Below are 22,037 nucleotides of genomic sequence, written 5' to 3'. Positions count from 1 at the left end.
CCTTTCAGGAAATGCCCATGGCCCTGCTGTATAAAGCTGACCCTGTGCGCGGCGAACAGTGGAAAGCGCTGTTTGCCGAACACGCCCCGGATATCGAATGGCGCGCCTGGCCGGACATCGGCGACCCGAAGGACATTCAATACCTGGCCGCGTGGCAGGCACCTGACGATCTCGACGTTGTGCTGCCGAATCTGCAAGTGCTGTTTGCCCTGTCCGCCGGCGTCGATCAACTCGACCTCGGTCGCTTGCCGGCGAGCTTGCCGGTGGTGCGCCTGCTGGATCCGGGCATCACCCGCGGCATGTGCGAATACGCGACTTTTGCCGTACTCAGCCTGCACCGCGACATGCTGCGCTATCGCGAGCAACAAATAGCCCGCTGCTGGCAGGCGCACTTGCTGCAACCGGCGGCCAAACGTCGGGTCGGGGTCATGGGGCTCGGTGCCCAGGCGCAGCAGATTCTGGCGACCTTACAACCGCTGGGCTTTGCCTTGTCTGGCTGGGCGCGCAGTGCCCATCACATTCCGGGGATCGATTGCTATGCCGGCAACGCGCAACTGCCGGCGTTCCTCAGCCAGTGCGACATTCTGTTGTGTGTATTGCCGCTGACCGAACAGACCCAGGGCATTCTTGATCGCAACCTGTTTGAGCAACTGCCCAAGGGCGCGGCGCTGATCAACATGGGCCGTGGCGGGCATTTGATAGAAGAGGATCTGTTGGAGGCGCTGGACAGCGGGCATTTGAGCGGCGCGGTGCTTGATGTGCTGCAGCAGGAGCCGGCACCGGCGGATCATCCGTTCTGGCACCACCCGCAGATTCTGCTGACACCGCACATCGCGGCGATGACTCAGCCGGAAAGCGCGTTTGGGGTGTTGCTGGAGAACATCCGCCGGCATCAACGGGGGGAGCCGATGCTCGGCGAGATCGATCGTGCGCAGGGTTATTGAGCGCCCATGCAGTAACGGGGCGCTCGGTGTTTAGTGGGTTCCTGGAATACTGTTATCACAGGAAATATATTGCCCGCCACGCCGGATCAGTTGTTCCTGCATGCGCTGGCAGCGTTCCAGTTCCTGCTGCATCGAACGGTCGATGCTGATATTGCCGGTCTTCTCCGGTTGTTTGCCGTCACCCAGGCGCACGGTCACCCAGGGCTGTTCCGGCTGGAGCTGGAAGCGGCTTTTTTCTTCGACGGGCTTGGCGGTTTCGGTGGCTGCCGGTTTCGGCAGTTGATCGGAAGTGACCCCGTAACGGGTCAGAATCGAGCTCTGAGGCAGTTCTGCGGCGGCGGTTGCCGATAACAAGGCCAGCGCCAGACCGAAGGTGTACCTCTTGCTATTAGTCACGTTGCTAAATCTCCTGTATTCAATGGCGGCATGCAGTCCTGGCGTTATAGTGTAACGCATGAAGAGGCTGATGCTTTAGTGCCAGTTCCTGTTGGTGCAGGTATAGGAGTCCTATCGCGTTATCGTTCTTCGCGGGCAAGTCGGATCGCCGCATCGCTCGCTCCTACAGAGGAACGCATTCCATAGATGTAGGAGCGAAGCTTGCTCGCGAAGAGGCCCTTACCGGCGCCCCATTACCCTCAGGCGATCACAATCGCGCTACCGGACAAACTGTCCAGCCCGACACCCACCAGGGTCACCGAATCACTGCCAAACGTCAGCAGCGTATCCTGCCCCACCGCCGTGGCATGGGCGCGGAAGTCGTCGTTTGGCGCAACGCCCTGAACCCCGAGGAACACCAGTTTGTCGTTGGCCTGATAGCCCACCACCCGGTCCTGGCCAAACGCGCCGCTGAACAGGAAAGTATCGACCCCGCCGCCCGATTCCATCAGGTCATTACCCGCACCGCCGACAAACACATCGTTGCCGCTGCTGCCGAGCAAATGGTCGTTGCCATCGAGGCCAAACAACCAGTCGCCCGTTGCGTGGGCCTTGAGGGTGTCGGCGCCGGTGGTGCCCTTCACGCTTGAGGCGTACTGGGTCAGGTTGCTGCCGACCGCAAGGCCATTGGCGGTGACGCTGTGGGTCACGTCATCCTTGAACACGCCCCAGAGAAATCCCGGCTCCTTGGTGACAATGCTGCCGATGTCGCGGGTGATGCTGATGCCGCCATTGGCGTCGCGCACGTACAGGTTGCCGGCACCGTCATTGGCAAAGACGAAGTTCTTCACCGACTGTTGCAGGTCCAGCACGTTGCTGCCCTTGCCGCCCAACAGGATGTTGTAGCCACCACTGTCGCGGAAGGTGTCGTTACCATCGCGGCCTTCGATGTAGTCGTTGCCCTTGCCGCCCTGGATCAGGTCATTGCCGTCGCTGCCGATGATGAAGGTGCTGCCCTTGTGGGTTTCGGCATTGCGGTTCAAGTCCTGGACCCAGGTGTTGGCCCGCGCCGGGTCCGAGAGGTTGGCGACGATGATCGTCGAATCCTTGCTGGTCAGGTCGTAGAACTTTGACTCCAGCACCCGGGTCATGCCGTCGCCGTAACCGGTGGGCAAATGTGAAATCCAGGTGGCGATGTTGGTGATGGAATACGGCAACACATTCCACGCCGTCGAGGCGTAGTGATCGTTGAAGCTGACGATGTTGTCGGTCGTCGATGCCTTGGCAGCGTCGTGCACGCCTACCGAGGCAAGGTTGAACGACGAGCCATCGAGGGCGCGGAACACCGGGTCATTTTCATAACCGATGTTCAGCACTTTGTCGCTGCTGCTTTGGGTCGGCGAGGCGTAGGCGATGTAGTTGGAATCCTGGTAGAACCCCGACCACTTTTCACTGCTCAAGTCCGCCAGACTGTTGACCGCCAATCCGCCGAGGCTGTGGCCGCTGACCAGCACGTCCTTGCCCGCCAGGCCATTGGCCTGGGCAAACGCCGCGACTTTGCCGAGCAAATTGCCAAAGGCTTCGCCCACGTAGTTTTTCGCGTAATCCTTGGGACCCAATGCCGCCAGCAGATCGTTGATCACATCGCCGATGGAATCACCGATCTGGATTTCCCGTGGGCCGCTGGTGCCGCGAAAGGCGATGCCGATTTCCGTGAGATGCCCCTGGGCATCGTACTTGCCGAGGATCTCCACTTGCGCGCTGGTGTAACCGGCCTTCTCGCCGAAGAAGGTTCCGCGCGCGTCGGTCTTGCCGTCATAGCCCAGTTGCGCGGCGGTGATTGGCGTCCAGCCGGCCTTTTGCACGGCGTCGAGCGCGGCCTTTTCCGAATCGGGGTTCCAGGGAATGCCGGGGATGACGCCCTGGGAGTCGGTGCCGCCGATCAGCGCGGTCACCAGGGTTGCCGGCAAGCCCAGGCCGAAGCCGTTTTGCTGGTAACCGGTGGCGAAACCGTTATCGAGGTTGTGATAGGAATACAGCGTGATCGCCATGGCGTCGCTGAACAACGCCTTGGAATCTGCTGTACCGAAGTTTTTGTAGTCATATACACCCATTGGTATTGCCTCTCTCTTTGTTGGAATTGTCAGAGATAGCTCACAGCCAGGACGCCTCGATCACGAGGCGCCCCGGAGCATCCAGTGCATGCAGCCTTTACGCAAAGGTAATTCCCGAAGCCGACAGGTTATCCAGTCCCACCCCCACCAGTGTCACGGCGTAATCGCCAATCTTCAGCACCGTGTCGTTGCCGGCCTGTGAAGCGTGCTGGGTGTAGTCATAGCCCTGCCCCGCGCCCTGGACGCCGATGAACACCAGTTTGTCGCTGCCCTGGTAGCCATTGATCGCGTCAAAGCCGAAGGCACCGCTGAACAGAAAGGTGTTGCCACCGCCCGAGGCATGCCTCACGTCATTGCCCGTGCCGCCGACGAAGGTCACGTGGCTTTTGTCGCTGCGCAGCAGGTCGTTGCCGGCGTTGCCGAACAGCCAGTCACCGTCGACGCTGGCCACCAGCGTGTTGCTGTAGGCATCGCCGTTGAGCGAGTGGTTGTAGTGGGTCAGTTCCGTGCCATTGAGCAAGCCATTGGCGGTGACGTTGTAGGTCACCTCCTTGCTGCCCCACCACGAACCCGACTCCTTGCTCACCAGCGCACCGATGTCGCGGGTCATGCTGATGCCGCCGTAGGCGTCGCGCACATACAGGGTGCCGTCGCCGTCATTGGCAAAGCTGAAGTTCTGCAGCGGCTTCTGCAGCTCGAAGGTGTTGCTGCCCTTGCCGCCCAGCAGCAGGTTGTAGCCGCCGTCATCGCGGAACCGGTCGTTACCGTCACGACCTTCGATGAAGTCGTTGCCCGCGCCACCCTTGAGCCAGTCATTACTGTCGGTGCCGATGATGAAGGTGCTGCCGGTGTGGGGCTCGCCGCTGCGGCCCAGATCTTCGACCCAGGTGGTGCCTCGGGACGACTCCGACAGGTTGGAAACGATCAGCGTCGAGTCCTTGTCGGTGAGGTCGTAGAAGCGCGAGTCGATTACCCGGTTCAAGCCGTCGGCATAGCCCAACGAGCCATGGGCCGACCAGTTCAGCGGGTTGAGAATGCTGAACGGCACCAGGTTCTGCGCGGTGGAGGCGTACTGATCATTGAAGTTGACGATGTTGTTGGTCGCCGAATCCTGATGACCGTCGTGCTTGCCCAGCGAGCCACTGCTGAAGGTGGTGCCGTCAAGCACGCGAAACACCGGGTCGTTCTCATAACCGATGTTCAGCACGTTGTTGCCGGTGGCGCTTTGGGTCGGCGAGGCGAAGGCGATGTAGCTGGCGTCCTTGAAGAAACCACCCCAGTTATTGCCGCTCAACTCCGCCAGGCTGTTGACCCCCAACCCGCCGAGGCTGTGCCCGCTGACCAGTACGTCCTTGGCGCTCAGGCCGTGGGCGATGGCAAACGCGGCGACATTTTTGAGCAAAGTGTCGAAGGCATTTTTCGCGTAGTTCGTCGCGTAATCCACTGGGCCGACCGCGGCCAGCAGGTTGTTTTTCATGTCACCGAAGGTGTCGCTGTAGCCCAGGCCACCGGTGCCACGGAAGGCAATGCCGAGGCCGATCAGCTTCCCTGCCCCGTCGTATTTACCGAGGATTTCGGCTTCGGCGCTGGTGAAGCCGTCCTTCTCGCCATAGAAGGTGCCTTGAGGCCCGACCTTGCCCTGATAGCCCAGGGCCGCCGCGCCAATCGGCGCCCAAGCGGTCGCCGGCAGTGGCTGGCCGGTGGGCGTGTACGCGTAGAGCGTCAGCGCGATCGCGTCGGAGTACAACGCCTTGCCGGCCTCACTGCCGGCATTTTTGTAATCAAACAGTCCCATGTTGTTGCTTCCTTTGCGTCAAATCAGAACTGCCAGTCCAGGGTCAGGCCCACACCGTGGTCTTTTTCCCGGGAGCCGAGCAGCCCGTTGTAATCCAGGTTCAAACGGGTATCGCGGCCCAGCGCCAGTCCGGCACGGGCGCCGACCACCGCGGCATCGCGGTCCATCGACACGCTTTGCACGCTGAACGCGGTGTTGCCGTTGACGAAGGCCAGGTGGTCTTCGGAACCGGTGTTGCTCAGGTTGTGCTGCCAGCCGAGCGTGCCGGACAGTTCCAACTGGTGCTGGTCGGACAGCGCAATGGCTTTGCTCGCCCGCAGGCCGAGGGTCGAGAGCACCGCATCGCGGTTGTTTTCGCCGCCCTTGAGTGCGGCGGCATCACCTTTTTCGCTGAAGCTGTCGCTGTTCAGGTGCACGTAGGCCAGGTTGACGAACGGCTCCAGTGCCAGCGGTTGCAGGTCCAGGCGATAGGCCGCTTCGGTGAACAGTTGCGCGGTAGTCGCATCGCGTTTGGATTTCTGCTTGCCACTGACGTCACCGAATTGCAGGTCGCGTTTGACGTCGATGCGATGCCAGCTATAAGCACCGCCGACACTCAGGCGCAGCGCGTCGATCTCATGGCCCAGGTAGGCGCCCAAGTGGTAGCTGTCGACCTCGGTCTGCGAATGCGTGCCGTCGCCCATGCTCAACGAGCTATCGCTGTAACCAGTGACGAAACCCAACCGCGTATCTTCAGTAATCAAGCCATCGACACCGGCCAGCAGCCCGCCAATGGAGCTGTTGGAACTGGCGTTGTCATGCCCGCCATCGCTCTTGCCCCAGGCGCCGAGCACTTTGAGCCAGGCGTTGCTGCGGTCATCGGTCGGTGCACCGGCGTCGAACAGATCACGCTCGCGCAGACGTTCGCCGACGGCATCGCGCAGGTAGTGGCTGTCGCTGATCAGCAGCGTGCCGATCGCCGGATGAATTTCACCGGAGAGTTGCTGGAACGCTTGTTGCGCGACAGCGGCGGTCGGCGACAGCAGCAAGGTTTCGTAGAGCGGATTGCCCGCGCCCAGTTGCTCGGCGGCAGCGGCCACGGCGCGTTGGTTCGGGGTTTGGCCGGCACTGGTGAACGACGTTGCGTTGCGTACGACGGCCAGTTGAATGCCGCCCGCCGAATAATTGAGAGTGCCGCCGAGGAACAGGTAATCCGGCACTACCGCACCGAAGCGCCCTTCAATCCCGCCTGCTGCTTGCAGAATGTTGTACTGAGTGCCGAGCAGGGTTTTCGCCTCGCCGGTGGTCAACAGCGTCGGGCTGTTTTCCAGCGACAGGCTGACCGTTGCGCCGTCAATGATCGCCTTGCCGTCGGCGATGATCTGGTCGCTGCTGGTAGGCGACAGCTCTACGGCGTAGGTAGAACCAGGTTCGAAGGTCACGTCGCCCGCCACCTGCAAGGTGCCGATGGAGTTGCCGGGGGCCACGGTGCCGCCGCTTTTCGCGGTCAGCGCCGCAATGCTGCCGTTACCACCGAGGATGCCGCTGTTGTTGACGGTGACGGCCGACAGCAGCGAACCGTTGATTGCCAATCGGCCCTGATTGACCAGGGTCGGGCCGGTGTAGGTGTTGGCGCCGGTCAGCACCAGCGTGCCGATGCCCTGCTTGGTCAGGCCGCCATGGCCGGAAATGTCGTTGCGCCAGAAGTCGAGCCCGCAGTGCACGTCATTGCACACACGCTCGGTGGGTTTGCCGGCGTCGATGATCGCGCCGATACCCGGCAAGTCCGCGACGAACTGGCTGGAGCCGTAGGCGCCGTTGATGCGGAACTCTTCGGGAATGTCCTGTTCGGTGACAAACATCGCCGGGCCGTCGATGCCTTTGCGCAGGTTGATCATGCCCCAGCCGTACAGCGCGTCGACGCCGGGTGCGCCAAGGTCGGTGGCGGTGGTGCGCAGCACGCTGGCAACTTGTGCGCCGGTCATGTACGGGAAGCGCTCCATCAACACCGCTATCGAGCCGGCAACGTGCGGCGCCGCCATCGAGGTGCCGTTGTAGTTGGCGTAGCCGGTAGTCAGGTTATCGGCATTGGTGCCGCTGATGATCGAGCTGTAGATGCGGCTGCCCGGTGCCGACACGCAGAAACTCGCGGTGTAGCCGCAACGCGACGAGAAGGTGCTGATGTTGTAGAGGTCCGGGCTGTTGATATCCGGGTTCTTTTGCAACGCGGCGACGGTCATCCAGTTCGGCGCGATCTCCGGGACGAAGTAACCGAGACCGGCGATAGCGTCCGGGTTGTTGAGGTTGTAGTCGTTGCCGGCGGCGAAGATCGTGACGATGCCGCTGCGGGCCGCCGCGATGGCGCCGTCATAGGCTCCGCCGGGTTTGGTCCCGAGCAAGGTCTGGATCTCGTTGAATTGCAGTTGCGCGTCCTGCACGGTGAAGTGCGGGTAGGCCGGATCCCGGCCGCCGAGGTCGAAGCGGTCGGTGATGCCGATACCCCAGCTGTTGTTGATGATCCGCGCGCCGCTGGCGATCAGGGCGTCCCAACCGGCCTTGTACACCGCACCATCGTTGCCACGAATGATGCCGTCTTCCGGGCCCGGGTCGCCGTTGTCGGCGCTGATGATCTGCGCGCCAAAGGCGACGCCGTGCATCGGCCCGCCATCGCGACTGCCAGCGGCGATCCCGCCAACGTGGGTGCCGTGGGCGCCGAGTTTGCCGTTGGAACCTATCGAGGGCGAACCGTCGTAGAGAAAAGCGTCCCCGGCTTTGACCGGAATGTACGGGTCGGTGTATTCGCGGATGCCGCTGGTGACCAGGGTTATCACCTTGTTGGCCCCGGAAAACTCCGGGTGCAAGGCGTAGACCGGCTGGTCGAAGATCCCCAGTTTCACCCCTTTGCCGGTGTAGCCGGCCGCGTAGGCCTCCTGAGCGTTGATCGCCCCCAGACCCCAGTCGGCGTTGAACTCCGCGCTGCGCCAACTGTTCGGGTCACCGACCCTGCCGTTTTCCACGTAGGGCGCCGCATGTGCGGTGCCCAGGGTTGCCAGTGCGCAGAGCAAGGCAAGTTTGTTGTACTTGTCATTCATCGAGCTACCGTCCTTAGTTATGTTGCAAAAATCCTTGTGGCCAGGGGGCTTCCTCAATCCCTGTAGGAGCGAGGCTTGCCCGCGAAAGCGATTTAACAGCCAACATAAGTGTTGGAAGTACCGGCCTCTTCGCGGGCAAGCCTCGCTCCTACAGGGGCTGCGGAGCCCCTCGGGTTAAAACTGCCAATTGAGACTCAGCCCGACTCCATGGCTCTTCTCGCGGCTGGCCAGTTGGCCGGTGTAATCGAGGTTCAACCGAATGTCCCGGCTCAAGACCAGGCTGGCATGGGCGCCCACCAGCGCCGCATCGCGAACCAGCGGCGAGCTCTCCACCACGAACGGTGCGCCACCGCTGGCAAACGCCAGGTGTTCTTCAGAATCGGTGTTGCTCAGGTTGTGCTGCCAACCGAGGCTGCCGCTCAGGTCCAGCTGTTGTTGGCCGGACAACGTCAGGGTTTTCAGCGCGCGAACGCCCAACGTGCCGAGCACCGCGTCACGCCGGTCGCCGCGGTTTTTGAGCGCGGCGGCGTCACCTTTTTCGGTGAAACCTTCGGTATCGAGGTGCACATAAGCGAGGTTGGCGAACGGTTCCACAGCCAGCGGCTGCAAGTTCAAGCGATATGCCGCTTCACCAAACACCTGAGTGGTCCCGGCATCGACCTTGGCTTTCTGTTTGGCACTGACGTCAGCGTATTGCAGGTCACGTTTGACGTCGGCCCGATGCCAGCTATAGGCACCGCCGGCGCTCAAGCGCCATGCGCCCATTTCGTGGCCGGCATAGACGCCCAAGTGATAACTGTCGACCTGCGCCGATGAATGAGTTCCAGAGCCCATATTGACCGAGCTGTCGCTATAGCCAGCGACCAGGCCGACACGGGTTTCGTCATCGACAGCACCATCGACACCGGCCAGCAAACCGCCAATCGACGTGGTGTAGCCGGCGTTGTCGTGGCGCTCATCTGTCTTGCCCCAGGCGCCCAAGGCTTTGATCCAGCCATTGCTGCGCGAACCGTTGGCTTCATTGAGGCGCTCACCCACCGCATCGCGCAGGTAACGGCTGTCATTGATCAACACCGAGCCCAGCGCCGGGTAGATTTCCCCCGACAATTGCTGGAACGCCTGTTGCGCCGAGCTTGCGGTCGGCGACAGCAGCAGGCTTTCGTACACCGCATTGCCCGCGCCTAGCCCTTCCACGGCAGCGGCGACGGTACGCTGATTCGGGGTTTGGCCGACACTGGCGAAGGTCGTGGCGTTACGCTCGACGCTCAGCTGAATGCCGGTCGCGGCGTAATCGAGGCTGCCGCCGATGAACACATAGTTGGGCAGCACCGCACCGAACTGGCCTTGAATTCCACCTGCCGCTTGCAGGATGTTGTACTGATGCCCCAGCAGGCTTTGCACTTGTTGGGTGCTGAGCAAGGTCGGGCTGTTTTCCAGCGACAGGCTGACAGTGGCGCCGCTGACCGTGGCCACGCCGTTGGCAATAATCTGGTCGCTGATGCTGGGCGACAGTTCGACGGCATAGGTCGACCCCGGCGCAGACGTCACATCGCCACTGACTTGCAACGTACCGATGGAGTTACCGGGCGCCACGGTGCCGCCGGCATTGGCGGTCAAGGCAGCAATTCGCCCGTTACCGCCGAGGGTGCCGTTGGCATTGACCGTCACTGCCGATGTCAGCGAACCGTTCACCGCCAGTAAGCCGCCGTTGACCGTGGTCGGGCCGCGATACGTGTTGTCGCCGGTCAGCATCAAGCGTCCGGCACCGGACTTGATCAGGCTGCCTTCGTAGACTCGGTTGGCGGCGGCGGAATCCCTCGCCATACCTACTGCATAGTCGGTCTGATCCTGCTGACTGGCGCCGGCCGGGATACCATTTGCCCAGCCTTTGTCATGCAATGTCTGTTGCCAGGCGCTGTGTTCGGCGGTGTCTTCGGCCTGGCGCTGAATCAGCGCCTTGTCCGAAATGTCATTGCTCCAGACGTCGCTCTGCCCTGCCCCCAGATTAGCGTCGAACGCGCCGAGCAGTTGCCCCGGCCCACGCATCGCCCGGTCGAGGTTGGCCACACCCCAACCGACGCGCGTGGTCGGCGCGTCGGTGATCGAACCGTCGAGTTGGGTTGCGGTGGTCAGCAACACCTCCAGCGCCTGCCGGTTGTTCATGTACGGATAGCGCTCCATCACCAGCGCCAGTGCCCCGGTGGCATGCGGTGCGGCCATGGAGGTGCCGGATTTGATCGCGTAACCGCCGCCGGGAATGGTGCTGTCGATCTTCGCGCCTGGCGTGGTGATGCACCAATATTTGGCGATCCCGCACTGGTTGTATTTCTGCTGGTTGCCTTTATCCAGTCCCGATACGGCCAGCCAGTGGCCTTCCAGGTCTGGCTGAAAATACGGCAGGGCCGAGCGGACGCTGGCATTCGGGTAACCGCTGTTGCCGGCGCTGAATACGTTGATCACACCACGGCGTGAAACGTCGGCGGCGGCGTCGAGCCAGGTGCCTTGGTTCCAGTGCTGGGCGTAGGCGGCGTGCAGGTCGTCGAGGGTCCGGTAGCTGACGTCCTTCGGCTGGCTGCCCCAACTGTTGTTGATCGCGCGTACACCGGCATCCGCCAGGGCGTTATAGACCGCTTTGAAGTAGCGCGGGTCGGGGTTGGGACCGAACAGGAAACTGTCGTTCTTGTTGGTGTTGCCGACGTAGATTTGCGCGTTGTATGCCACGCCGTGCATGCCGTTGCCGTCCCGGGACGCGCCCATGGTGCCGGTGACGTGGGTGCCGTGGGAGTCGTTGTTGGCGTTGAGCGTGCCGTCGACATTGAACGCTGAACCATCGACATAGCTGCCGCTGGCCGTCACTGCGTGATAGCGGTCTGCGGCGAATTCGGGATGGCTGGAATCGAAACCGGAATCCAGCGCGCCGATTTTCACGCCTTTGCCGGTGATGCCGGCGGCATAGGCTTGATCGGCCTGCATCCGCCCCAGGCCCCAATCGCGCTGGAACTCCGCAGAACGCCAACTGGCCGGGTCACCGAGGGTGCCGGTTTCCAGGTATTGCGCCTGGGCCGGGCCTGGCGCTGATGAAATCACGAGCAATAGCGTGCCGACCGACATCGGCTTGATCTGTACGTCCATGTGCATGACATCTCGCTTTCTTGGCGTTTTTAGAGTTCTAGGCCCCGGTCCCAGGGGCGAGGTGTTGCTGTGACTCTGTGGCGAGGGAGCTTGCTCCCGCTGGGCTGCGAAGCAGACCCAATGGCGGTTGCTGCGCAACCGAACGGGAGCAAGCTCCCTCGCCACACTGTTTTCTGATGGCTACTGTGCCCTCGGGCCCTGGCCGAACGCCTCATCCACCTTGGCCAAATCCTGCTCGTTCAAGGTGCCGGCGTAGTAGTGCAGCTTGGTCCAGGCCATCAGATAGTCGTAGCGTGCCTGCGCCAGATCCCGGCGGGTGGTAAATAGTTGTTGTTCGGCATTCAATGCGTCGAGATTGACCCGTTCGCCACCGAGAATGCTTTGCTTGGTCGAGACCACCAGCGCTTCAGCCGACGTCAGGGCCTTCTGATAAGCGCGCAACTTGTTGACCCCCGACAGGCAGGCGCTGAACTGGCGGCGCAGCTGGATCAAGGTTTCCCGGGTCTTGCCGTCCAGTTCGTACTCAGCCTGCTCCATGTTGCGGCTGGCCTGTCGGGTCGAGGCCGAGACGCCGCCACCGGCATACAGCGGCACATTGACTTCAATACCGATGGTGTTGGTGTCGTAGCGCTGGTTGTAGGTGTTGCCACTTTCCGATTCGTTCTGGCGCATCGAGGCGTAGGCGCTGACTTTCGGCAGGTGCCCGGCGCGATTGCGTTCGACCTCGTAGCGCGCCACTTCCACCGCTTGGCGCTGGGAGGCCAGGTTCGGATTGTTGGCCACTGCCATCTCGTGCCAGGTGTCGTAGTTGGCCGGTTGCAGGGTGAAGGTCTGGAAGTTCTGATCCAGCGGCGTCAGGTCGCCAATGTCGATGGCGGCTACACCCACCAGGGCGCCCAGTTCCCGCAGAGCTGCATCCTGCTCGTCACGCGCCTCGATTTCCTCGGCGGTCGCCAGCTCGTAACGTGACTCGGCTTCGAGGATGTCGGTGCGCGTGCCTTCCCCTTGGCGGAACATCTGCTCGTTCTGCTGGAACTGCTCCTCGAACGCTTTTTTCTTCGCGCGCGCGATGTCGATCTGGTCCTGAGCGAACAGCGCCTTGGTGTAATTCTCCAGCACGCGAACCAGTAGTTCCTGGCTCTTGCCACGGAAGTTTTCATCGGCGAACAGCGATTGCGCCACGCCTTTGCGATACGCAGCGTAAGCCTCGTAGTCGAGCAACGGCTGTTGCAGGGTCAGGGTCGAGCCGTAACTGCTGTAGTTGCGATCTTCACTCTGGCTGTTACCGCGGGCATTCAGATTGGTGGCCTTGGAGGAGTTACGCCCCTTGTTGTAGTTGTAACCCAGCCTCGGCAACAGCCCGGCGCGGCCAATGGCGCGGTTTTCAAGGCCGGCATCGCGCTCCTTGATGGCGCCGAGGAACACCGGATCATTGCGTAACGCTTGCTCATAGATATCGAACGGCCCCATGGCCATCGCGCTGTTGCACGTCAGCAACGCCAGGGTCGCTGCGAGCAGGGAAAGCTTATTCATACAACCGAACATCCTTATTCCTCGGTCAACGCGGAGCCTGCCCGGTCGAGCAGCGGTTTGAACAGATAGTTGAGGAGTGAACGTTCACCAGTGCGCACGAACATCTCTGCGGGCATGCCAGGCTTGATCACCAGGCCATTGAGTTTTTCCATGGCCTGATCGCTGACGCTGCTGCGCAGCACGTAATACGGCGCACCGGTTTTCTCATCGACCATCTGGTCGGCGGAGATCAGGCTGACTTCGCCCGGCACTCGCGGGGTACGGCTCTGGTTGAACGCGGTGAACAGAATGTCCACCGGCAAGTGCGTGCCGACCTTGTCGATCAGGTTGATCGGCAAGTGCCCTTCCACTTCCAGGCTGGTGCCTTGCGGGACAATCTCCAGCAGGTTTTCGCCCTGGCGTACCACCGCGCCTTCGGTATGAACCCCAAGGTTGACCGCGATGCCATCGGCGGTGGCGATAATTTCGCTGTGTTGCAGGTCGAAGCCGGCGGAAGTCAGTTGCTCTTCCAGGGTCACGCTTTTGAGCTGCGCGTCGGCCAGTTGGCTGCGGACTTCCTTCTGGTATTCCTCGCTGTGCTGTTGCAGCTTCAGCCGGGACTCGAGGATGCCCTGCTCCACGCGGCCGCTTTCGCCGGTGTTCTCTGCCAGTTTTTGCTGTACTTGCGACAGCTGACGCTGGTATTCCATCAAGCGGTTGCGCGGGATGTAGCCGTTGTCCGCCAAGGGCTGCAGATTGCTCAACTGTTGTTGCAGGGAACTGGCCTGGGCCGTCAGGTCGGTGCGTGCGCGGCGCATGCCGGCCAGTTGCGCGCTGGCGCCTTCGATGTTCGCGCGCAGGGCAGCTTGCTCACGGGAAAAGGCTTCGCGACGGCTGCTGAACAATTGCCGTTGGCCTTCAAGCACCAGCGCCAGGCGCGGGTCGGGATCGTTGCTCAGCTCAGCGGGGAAATTCACCTGTTTGAGGTTGTCCCGTTCACTCTGCCAGCGCGCCAGGCTGGCCCACGCCATGCGGTATTGCGCTTGCAGCGATTGCACGTCGGCCGCGACTTGGGTCTGGTCGAGGCGGAACAGCGGCTGGCCCTGTTTTACCACCTGGCCTTCGCGCACCAGAATCTGGCTGATCACGCCGCTGCTCATCGATTGCACGGCTTTGCGCTTACCCGAGACCACGACGGTTCCCTGCACCGGGATGCCTTGATCGAGCGGCGCGAGGCTCGCCCAAGTGAAAAAGCTGCCGGCGCCGACAATCGCCAGCATCCAGCCCATGCGGGCGAAGAAACGGGCGTCGCGCTCAGGGCGTTCGGCAATGTAGTCGTGTTCCATCGTCGCTTCGCTGTCGTTGTTCATGCGTTTGCTGCTCATACACCCGAATTCCTGGTCGTGGGCTGATACTGCCGGCTCATGCTGAGCCCGCCCGGTGCCTGCGCGGCTTTTTCACGTGGCTGTTCCTGGGTAACCGACTGGTTGCCGGCAAGCGCCTTGAGCACGTCCTGGCTTGGGCCGAAGGCTTGCAAGCGACCTTCATTGAGCACCAGCAACTTGTCGGCCTGGGCCAGGGCCGAAGAGCGATGGGTGACCAGAATCACGCTGGTGCCCCGGGCCTTCATGTGTGCGATGGCGCCGGCCAGTGCCGCTTCGCCAACGGTGTCGAGGTTGGAGTTCGGTTCATCCAGCACCACCAGGCTCGGATGGCCGTACAACGCGCGAGCCAGGGCCACCCGTTGCTTCTGGCCGCCGGACAAACCGCTGCCGTCTTCACCGAGTACGGTGTCGTAGCCCTGGGGCATGCGCAGGATCAATTCATGGACGCCAGCCTGTTGCGCGGCTTCGACGACTTTTTGCGGATCCGCCTCACGGAATCGGGCGATGTTTTCGGCGATGCTGCCGCTGAACAATTCGATGTCCTGAGGCAGATAACCGATGTAAGGGCCGAGGTCGTCGCGGTTCCAGCGATGAATGTCCGCGCCATCGAGGCGCACCGTGCCGCCCAGCGTCGGCCAGACGCCGACCAGCACCCGCGCCAGGGTCGACTTACCGGAGCCGGAAGCCCCGAGCACGCCCAGCACTTCGCCGGCACCGAGGTTGAAATTGACCATGTGTAAAGTCGCTGCCCGCTGCCCCGGCGGGCCGGCACTGACTTGCTCGAACGTGATCTGGCCTTTCGGCGCCGGCAGCGCCATGGCCTCGTCGCTCGGTGGAAAGGCTTGCAGCAAGGCGTCGAGGCGACGGTAAGCGAGTTTGGCGCCACTCCACTGTTTCCACACAGCGATCAACTGATCGATGGGGCTCAGCACCCGACCCATCAAAATGGAACCGGCGATCATCATCCCGGCGGTCATGTCACCCTTGATCACCAGCAAGGCGCCCAACCCCAGGACCAGGGATTGCAGGCACAGGCGCAGGGTTTTGCTCAGGGAACTGATGACCGCGCCAGTGTCGCTGGCCTGATTCTGCAAGCCGAGAAAACGCGAGTGCACCCCAAACCAGCGTTTGCGCAATGCGCCGAGCATGCCCATGGCCTGAATGGTTTCGGCGTTATGCAGGTGACTGGTGGCCAGTTGGCTGGACTTCTGGGAAAACCCCGCGGCTTCGCCCAAAGGTTTTTTGGTCATGGCCTCGTTGAGGCAGGCCAGCCCGATCAACAGCACCGCACCCGCGGTGGCCAATACGCCGAGCCAGACGTTGAACAGGAAAATCACAAACAGATAGACCGGAAACCACGGCGCATCGAAGAAGGCAAACAACGCCGGGCCGGTGACAAACTGGCGAATATGGGTCAGGTCACCCAGGGATTGCCCGGCGTTGCCCTCGCCCTTGAACAGGTTGCGCTCGAAGGCGGCTTGATACACCCGCAGGTTAAAACGGCGTTCCAGTTGGCTGCCGATACGGATGACGATGAAACTGCGTACGGTCTCCAGCAGCCCGATGAAGGCGAAGAACCCGACTACCATCAACGACAACATCGCCAGTGTGGTTTCGTTTTGCGACGACAGCACCCGGTCATAAACCTGGAGCATATAAATCGATGGGACCAACATCAGAACGTTGATCAATGCGGTAAAGCAGCCGACGCTGATCAAGATGCTCTTATAGTCGCCCAGTGCCTTGAATAACGGTGCGGTGGCCGGGCTCTTCGCCATCTTCATTGGTTTTTCCTGAAGTATTAAGCCTCGCATCACTTGCGAGGTTCCAATTAACTGTCCGCACACGGCCGAGACATTCTTTTGCCGGTTATCGCCGACAGATTAATAACAATTTTTATGGACCTTAAAGAGTCCTGGTTATTGATCTGCTGCTTATAACTGCAATAACGGTCTTTATATCCAGCCCTGCCGTTGGTCCGACTCTTTTCGCTTATTGCGCTGCGCGCGTGAGCGTAATAATCAGCCCCGACTTCAAGGTACTTTTATAAAGCCCCTCATGTTGTCGGCTGAAGAACACAATTCTTGAGCCTTCTTCCCCGGTCACGGCAATGCCGTCCGGCTCCGGGAACCAGCCCATCGCCGATTTTTCCAGCCAGGCACTGAGGCAATCGGCCCCCTCACCCAGGGTCTGTTCCGACTTAAGCTCTATCGTGCAGACATTCGACGGTTTGTCCTGCAGCGCCTGGGACTCGGGCGAGTCTTGCGCGGTATTCAAAATGGCTTGCCATTTGCCGGCGAGCTCCGACGGGTCGGCTAATTTCAGACTGCTTGCCATGGCTACTTCTCCAAGAAACATCATCAGCGCCGCCAACAGCCACGCGGTAGTTTTGCAGGTAAAAGCGTTCTGGGTCATAGGGCGTTTTACTCTGGATCGGGGCAGAGAGCGACGCGTAAAGCGCCGCCCTCCTTTTTGCCTTGAATCAGGCCACGATGTCCGAGAACGCCGCCTGGCCAACGGTGCTGACCAGGAAATCAGCCACGCCATGCCCGGAGAAGTCCACCGACAACAGGCTGTTGCCGCCCGAAGTGGTCAACACTGCATCGCCTGCCGCACCGGTGAACGAGTTCACGAAATGCAGGCCCGCGCCCTTGGTGATGCCAGTCAGGTCGATCTTGTCCAGGCCGCTGACAAAATCGAGGATCTGGTCGACCGCACCTGGCTTGGAGTCGCTGCTGGCCGCGAACACGAAGGTGTCCGAACCCGAACCGCCCCACAGTTTGTCCGCACCGCCCGCGCCGAAGAGGATGTCGTTTCCGGCACCACCTTTCAGTTCGTTGGACACGCCGTTACCGATCAGCAGGTCGCTACCCGAACCGCCAATCGCGTTCTCGACAGTGACGCCTTTGGCGATGGACACGTTGCCCACCAGGCCGCCAACGTCGGAGAACGAGGCTTCATTGAGGTTGATCTTCTGGTTCTGGGTAAATCCGGAGAAGTCCAGAGTATCCTTGCCGCCCGCATCCCACACCGAGAATACGACTTTGTCCGACGACGAAGACGCGCTCAGGAAGTCGCGGCCGGCGTTGGAGTTGAAGCCGTAGGTGGTGTCGCCAGTGCGGGTGGTGGTGTTGGCACCGTAGAGTTTCTGGATGGCGGCGATATCGTCCATCAGCGGGCCGGAAGAATAAGCTTCCACACCGCCCTTGCTGAAGTTCTGGTCGGTATTGCTTTCACTCCAGTAGCTCATGACGCTGTAACCGCGGGTGTCTTGCCCGTAAGTTGCGTCATTGTAGGTCGGCGCGCCTTCACCGGCGTTGTAATCGCCAGGGTGGGCCAGGCCCAGGGTATGACCGATTTCGTGGGTCAGGGTCTGACGGCCGTAGTTGTTCAGGTCCGGCGTCTTGTTCGGCGTGTAGCTGCTGTTGGTCAGGTACCACGAAGTACCGTCATAACCGGCGCCCGTGCCAGGCAGATAAGCGAATGCCGCCGCGCCATCCTGACCACCGCTGTAGTTGCCGAAGGTCAGGTGACCGTCACCGCCGGAGGACTTCTCGGTGAAGGTGACGTTGGCCACGTCGGCCCAGGATTGCATGGCGAGCACGGCCTGGGCTTTCTGTTGCGTATTGAACTGGCTGAACCCGGTAATGCCGTGCTTGTTCATGGTGCTCGACGAAGCCGAGGTCAGGAACGTGTAAGTGAGTTCGATTTTGCCACTGCCGTCCTTGTCCTGGTAGGCAGCGCCGTCACGCAGCAGCTGGGTAGCGGCCTGATCGACGGAGAAGGAGGGTTTGCCATTGACCGTGAGATTGCCGCCACGATCATACTGATGGCTGAAACTATCGATCTGATTGTAGGCAGAACTGGATGCAGCCAATGGCGCAAAGCTCTGTTCGGCGAGATCAATAGCGTTGTCTTTTACTTTCGACATAAACACACTTCCTTGTTTAGCAATGGAACAGTTTTTGTCCGATACGACAATCTCTGGCGAGATCGTCCTATCACTCGCCCAATGAAGGCGTATGAAAACTGACACAATTCGAAATCAAACGTCTACATTTTTTTTGACGTCAAATTGAACTGTTTCGCAGAACTCCAGCAAACATTGCTTGTGCTGTCGAAAGATTGTTTTTAGTGCGGGGTTTCAGCCGGATTGTCCGACAATTTCGTATTTAAATATTAAATATTGGTAAGTTGTCTTTTTGTTGATCGGTTCTCTTTTTTTGGACTTATTAGTGTCAGTGCCAGTGTATTGATATCAACTAAATTAAACGTCCAGTTAGTTGCGGCAGTGGACGACGACAGAGCTCCGACAAACCGTTAATCCCGGCACCGCCCTCAGACCATGCTCGTGATTGCGGCCTGCTAGACTGATTACGCTCTGGCTTGCCAGGCCACCGCATCCGAACGGCCAAAGTCCCTGTCTCCTGATCTGGAGGTATCCCATGAGCAACAGCACCGAACTCACTACTTTTACCGGCTGGGCTGCAACATCGGCAGGCGCGCCACTGCAGCGCTATAGCTACGATCCCGGTCCATTGGGCGCCGAGGAGGTGGAAGTCGCCGTGGAGTATTGCGGCGTCTGCCACTCCGACCAGTCGATGATCGATAACGAATGGGGCCTGAGCCACTACCCGTTTATCCCTGGCCACGAAGTGGTCGGCAGTATCGTGCGAGTGGGCGCACAGGTACGCGGTCTCGAAGTGGGACAACGGGTGGGCATCGGTTGGTACAAGGGCAGTTGCATGCATTGCTCCTCGTGTATCGAAGGCTCCCACCAGCTATGCAACACAGTCCAGCCCACCATCGTCGGCAGTAACGGCGGCTTCGCCGATCGCCTGCGTTCGCACTGGGCCTGGGCGCTTGCGATACCGAACGGACTTGACCCGGCCATGGCCGGACCGCTGTTCTGCGCGGGCTCGACGGTGTTCAACCCGCTCGTGGAATTCGACGTCAAGCCCACTGACCGGGTCGGTGTCGTGGGAATCGGCGGCCTCGGTCATCTGGCACTACGCTTCCTCAACGCTTGGGGCTGCGAAGTCACGGCCTTTACCTCATCGTTGAGCAAGCAGGACGAAGCCAGGCGCCTGGGGGCACACAACGTGCTCGCCTCTACCGACAGTAACGCGCTGAAATCCATTGCCGGCACCCTGGATTTTCTCCTGGTCACCGCCAACGCCGACCTCGACTGGCCGGCCATGCTCGGCACGCTGCGCGGCAAGGGGCGTCTGCATTTTGTTGGCGCGGTGCCCGGCGCTATCCCAGTGCATGTGTTCGACCTGCTTCCCCAACAAAAGAGCGTGTCCGCCTCGCCGGTCGGCTCGCCCAGTACCACGGCAACCATGCTGGAGTTCTGCGCCCGCCATCAGATCTTGCCGCAGGTCGAGCACTTTCCCATGAGCCGGATCAACGACGCCATCGATCACCTGCGCAGTGGCAAGGCGCGCTACCGCGTCGTGCTGGACGCCAGCAAATGACAAATTGGCGCGTCGGGTAATACCGCACGCGCCTTTTGCCGCCGCTACTCGAGATCTCCAACCGTGAAGGCGTAAGGAGTCAGATGCGCAAGTGCGCACTCATGTAGTCAATGAACACGCGCAGCTTGGGCGAGGCATAGCGGCTGGCTGGCCACAACATCCAGAAGACGACCTGGCGGTCCATGTAGTCGTCCAGCACGGTGACCAGTTGGCCGCCTTCCAGCGCTTCGCGCACGAGGAAGGTGGGCAGAAAGGCAATGCCCCTGCCCTGGATTGCAGCGTAGGCAAGGGGCTCGATCGTGTTCGACGTCATCGTGGCGGGCAACGCCAACTCAGCCTCGGATGTTCCGAGCCGCAGCGGCCAACGCTCCAGTTTTCCTGTGGCGGGGAATTTGTGTTGCAGGCAGAAATGACTTTCCAGTTCACGCGGATAACTGGGTACACCATGCCGCTTGAGATACGTGGGCGACGCCACCAGCACATGTTCGCAGGAACCCAGGCGGCGCGCGGTCAAGCGAGAGTCGCTTTGCTCGCCGGTCCGAATCACCACGTCGAACCCCTCCTCGATCACATCGACCATGCGGTCGCAAAAATCGATATCCAGCTCGACTTCCGGATACCGCTCCATGAACCCGTCAAAGGCCGGCATCATCAGGTCGGCCAGCAGAGGCGTGCCCACGCGAAGCCGACCACGCGGGCTGCCAGCCAGGCTCGACAGCTCGGACTCGGCAGCGGAGACCTCGCTGAGTATGCGGCGGCATCGCTCAAGAAATACGGTTCCCTCGGCAGTCAGCGTGATACTGCGTGTACTGCGATGAAACAGCCGTACATGCAAGCGCTCTTCCATCCGGGCGATGGTTTTGCCCACGGTCGAGGACGACACCCCCAACTGGCGGGCAGCGTCGGTAAAGCTGCGCGTTTCGGCGACCTGCACGAACATTGAGATGCCACTCAGACTTTCCATCACTTTTCCTGCGTGCCCCTCGGGGGTACCACATCAACAAGGCGGGATTACGGAAAAAACATCCGAAATGTTCGGCATCGCGAGATATTTTTCTTCACGCGTTACACGCCTACATTGCGCTCATCCCACCACTGATAGGTATCGTTGTCATGTCCAAACTGCATACGAGCATCCAAATTGGCCCTTATCATATTGCCCACCGTGTCGTTCTGGCGCCACTGACCCGCATGCGTGCCGAACCAGGCGACATTCCTGGCCAACTGATGGCTGAGTACTACGCCCAGCGGACCACCGCCGGTGGCCTGCTGATCGGCGAAGCCACGATCGCCGCAGCCAATGGCAATGGATACCTCGGTGCTCCCGGTCTGTATGACGACAGCCAGATTGCCGGCTGGAAGCTGGTGACCGACGCCGTCCATGCCAAGGGCGGCAAAATCTTCCTGCAGCTCTACCACGCGGGGCGCCAGTCCAACAGCCTGTTGCAGCCGGACGGCGGCCAGCCGGTGGCCCCTTCCGTCGTGGAGCACGGCGGCCTGGCCTTCACCGAGTCCGGCTGGACCCCCGGCACCCCGCCGCGCGAACTGACCATCGCTGAAATCCGCGGGCTGGTAGAAAGCTTCCGCGCCGCGGCCGAACGCGGTATCGCTGCCGGCTTCGACGGCGTGGAGCTGCACTCGGCCAACGGCTACCTGTTCGATCAATTCCTGCAGGACGGCAGCAACAAACGTACGGATATCTATGGTGGCTCGTTCGAAAACCGCAGCCGGTTCCTGCTGGAAGCGGTAGAGGCTGTGATCTCCGTCTGGGGCAGCAATCGGGTGGCGGTGCGTCTGGGGCCGAGCGGCAATTTCGGCGATATGTCCGACAGTGACCCCGTTGGCCTGTTCACCTATGTCGCACGCGAGCTGAACAAACTGGACCTCGCCTATCTGCACCTGATCGAGCCGCGCATCCTGGGTGTCGCCGAAGACGAGCGCCGGGACCAGAACCCGGTGGCATCCCAACTCATCCGGCAGCACTACAAGGGCACCCTTATCGCAGCAGGCGGCTTCTCCGGTGAATCGGCCAAGGCGATCCTGGAAGCAGGCGATGCCGACCTGGTCGCTTTTGGCCGCCACTTCATTGCCAATCCTGACTTGCCAGAGCGCCTGCGCAACGGCTGGCCGCTGAACCCGTACGACCGCGAGACCTTCTTCGGCGGTACGGAAGCGGGTTACACGGACTATCCTTTCTACACCGAAGCCGCCTGATACTCTGCACCGCCGGCA

The 22,037-nt window shown here is 61.1% G+C and carries 14 protein-coding genes; 3 read left to right on the top strand and 11 right to left on the bottom strand.

Annotation, left to right across the window (positions count from 1 at the left end; genetic code table 11):
* Nucleotides 1-17 precede the first annotated feature (17 nt).
* Complete coding sequence (locus AC1RO5_RS09300) at nt 18-944, top strand: 2-hydroxyacid dehydrogenase (protein WP_493174640.1); 927 nt, start codon at nt 18-20, stop codon at nt 942-944.
* Between the two features lie 30 nt (nt 945-974).
* Here the strand turns inward: AC1RO5_RS09300 and AC1RO5_RS09295 are convergent, their stop codons facing one another.
* From AC1RO5_RS09295 to AC1RO5_RS09250, 10 genes are all read right to left on the bottom strand, one after another.
* Nucleotides 975-1,340, bottom strand: coding sequence for a hypothetical protein (locus AC1RO5_RS09295; protein WP_493174639.1), 366 nt, complete (start codon nt 1,338-1,340; stop codon nt 975-977).
* Between the two features lie 239 nt (nt 1,341-1,579).
* A complete protein-coding gene (locus AC1RO5_RS09290; RefSeq protein ID WP_493174638.1) occupies nt 1,580-3,433 on the bottom strand; it encodes a polyurethane esterase in 1,854 nt (617 codons plus the stop codon).
* 97 nt (nt 3,434-3,530) lie between these two features.
* The gene (locus tag AC1RO5_RS09285; protein ID WP_493174637.1) at nt 3,531-5,228 is read right to left on the bottom strand and encodes a polyurethane esterase; all 1,698 of its coding nucleotides are present in this window, start codon (nt 5,226-5,228) and stop codon (nt 3,531-3,533) included.
* 23 nt (nt 5,229-5,251) lie between these two features.
* Nucleotides 5,252-8,299 carry an autotransporter domain-containing protein gene (locus AC1RO5_RS09280; RefSeq protein WP_493174636.1) on the bottom strand — a complete coding sequence of 1,016 codons (3,048 nt, stop codon included), beginning with the start codon at nt 8,297-8,299 and terminating at the stop codon, nt 5,252-5,254.
* Between the two features lie 174 nt (nt 8,300-8,473).
* The gene (gene eprS / locus AC1RO5_RS09275; protein WP_493174773.1) at nt 8,474-11,431 is read right to left on the bottom strand and encodes an autotransporter serine peptidase EprS; all 2,958 of its coding nucleotides are present in this window, start codon (nt 11,429-11,431) and stop codon (nt 8,474-8,476) included.
* A gap of 180 nt (nt 11,432-11,611) precedes the next feature.
* Nucleotides 11,612-12,976 (bottom strand): TolC family outer membrane protein, encoded by a 1,365-nt coding sequence (locus AC1RO5_RS09270; RefSeq protein WP_493174635.1) that lies wholly within the window; start codon nt 12,974-12,976, stop codon nt 11,612-11,614.
* A gap of 2 nt (nt 12,977-12,978) precedes the next feature.
* Nucleotides 12,979-14,328 (bottom strand): HlyD family type I secretion periplasmic adaptor subunit, encoded by a 1,350-nt coding sequence (locus AC1RO5_RS09265; protein ID WP_493174634.1) that lies wholly within the window; start codon nt 14,326-14,328, stop codon nt 12,979-12,981.
* A complete protein-coding gene (locus AC1RO5_RS09260; protein ID WP_493174633.1) occupies nt 14,325-16,112 on the bottom strand; it encodes a type I secretion system permease/ATPase in 1,788 nt (595 codons plus the stop codon). Before AC1RO5_RS09260 ends, AC1RO5_RS09265 begins: the two co-directional genes overlap by 4 nt.
* Nucleotides 16,113-16,320: 208 nt before the next feature.
* A complete protein-coding gene (locus AC1RO5_RS09255) occupies nt 16,321-16,743 on the bottom strand; it encodes an AprI/Inh family metalloprotease inhibitor (protein ID WP_493174632.1) in 423 nt (140 codons plus the stop codon).
* A 67-nt stretch (nt 16,744-16,810) separates the two neighbouring features.
* Complete coding sequence (locus AC1RO5_RS09250) at nt 16,811-18,259, bottom strand: serralysin family metalloprotease (RefSeq protein WP_493174631.1); 1,449 nt, start codon at nt 18,257-18,259, stop codon at nt 16,811-16,813.
* A 514-nt stretch (nt 18,260-18,773) separates the two neighbouring features.
* On the opposite strand from AC1RO5_RS09250, the gene ahr reads away from it, so the two are divergent.
* Nucleotides 18,774-19,805 (top strand): NADPH-dependent aldehyde reductase Ahr, encoded by a 1,032-nt coding sequence (gene ahr, locus AC1RO5_RS09245; protein WP_493174630.1) that lies wholly within the window; start codon nt 18,774-18,776, stop codon nt 19,803-19,805.
* 79 nt (nt 19,806-19,884) lie between these two features.
* Here ahr and AC1RO5_RS09240 read toward each other — a convergent pair whose 3' ends face one another.
* Nucleotides 19,885-20,769, bottom strand: a complete 885-nt coding sequence (locus AC1RO5_RS09240; protein ID WP_493174629.1) for a LysR family transcriptional regulator — start codon at nt 20,767-20,769, stop codon at nt 19,885-19,887.
* A 149-nt stretch (nt 20,770-20,918) separates the two neighbouring features.
* On the opposite strand from AC1RO5_RS09240, the gene AC1RO5_RS09235 reads away from it, so the two are divergent.
* Complete coding sequence (locus tag AC1RO5_RS09235) at nt 20,919-22,019, top strand: alkene reductase (RefSeq protein WP_493174628.1); 1,101 nt, start codon at nt 20,919-20,921, stop codon at nt 22,017-22,019.
* Nucleotides 22,020-22,037: the final 18 nt, after the last annotated feature.

The organism is Pseudomonas sp. GW822-FHT02G04, assembly GCF_058802085.1.
Note: the sequence above shows the minus strand (reverse complement) of the source record. Positions and strands in the feature narration are given on the sequence as shown.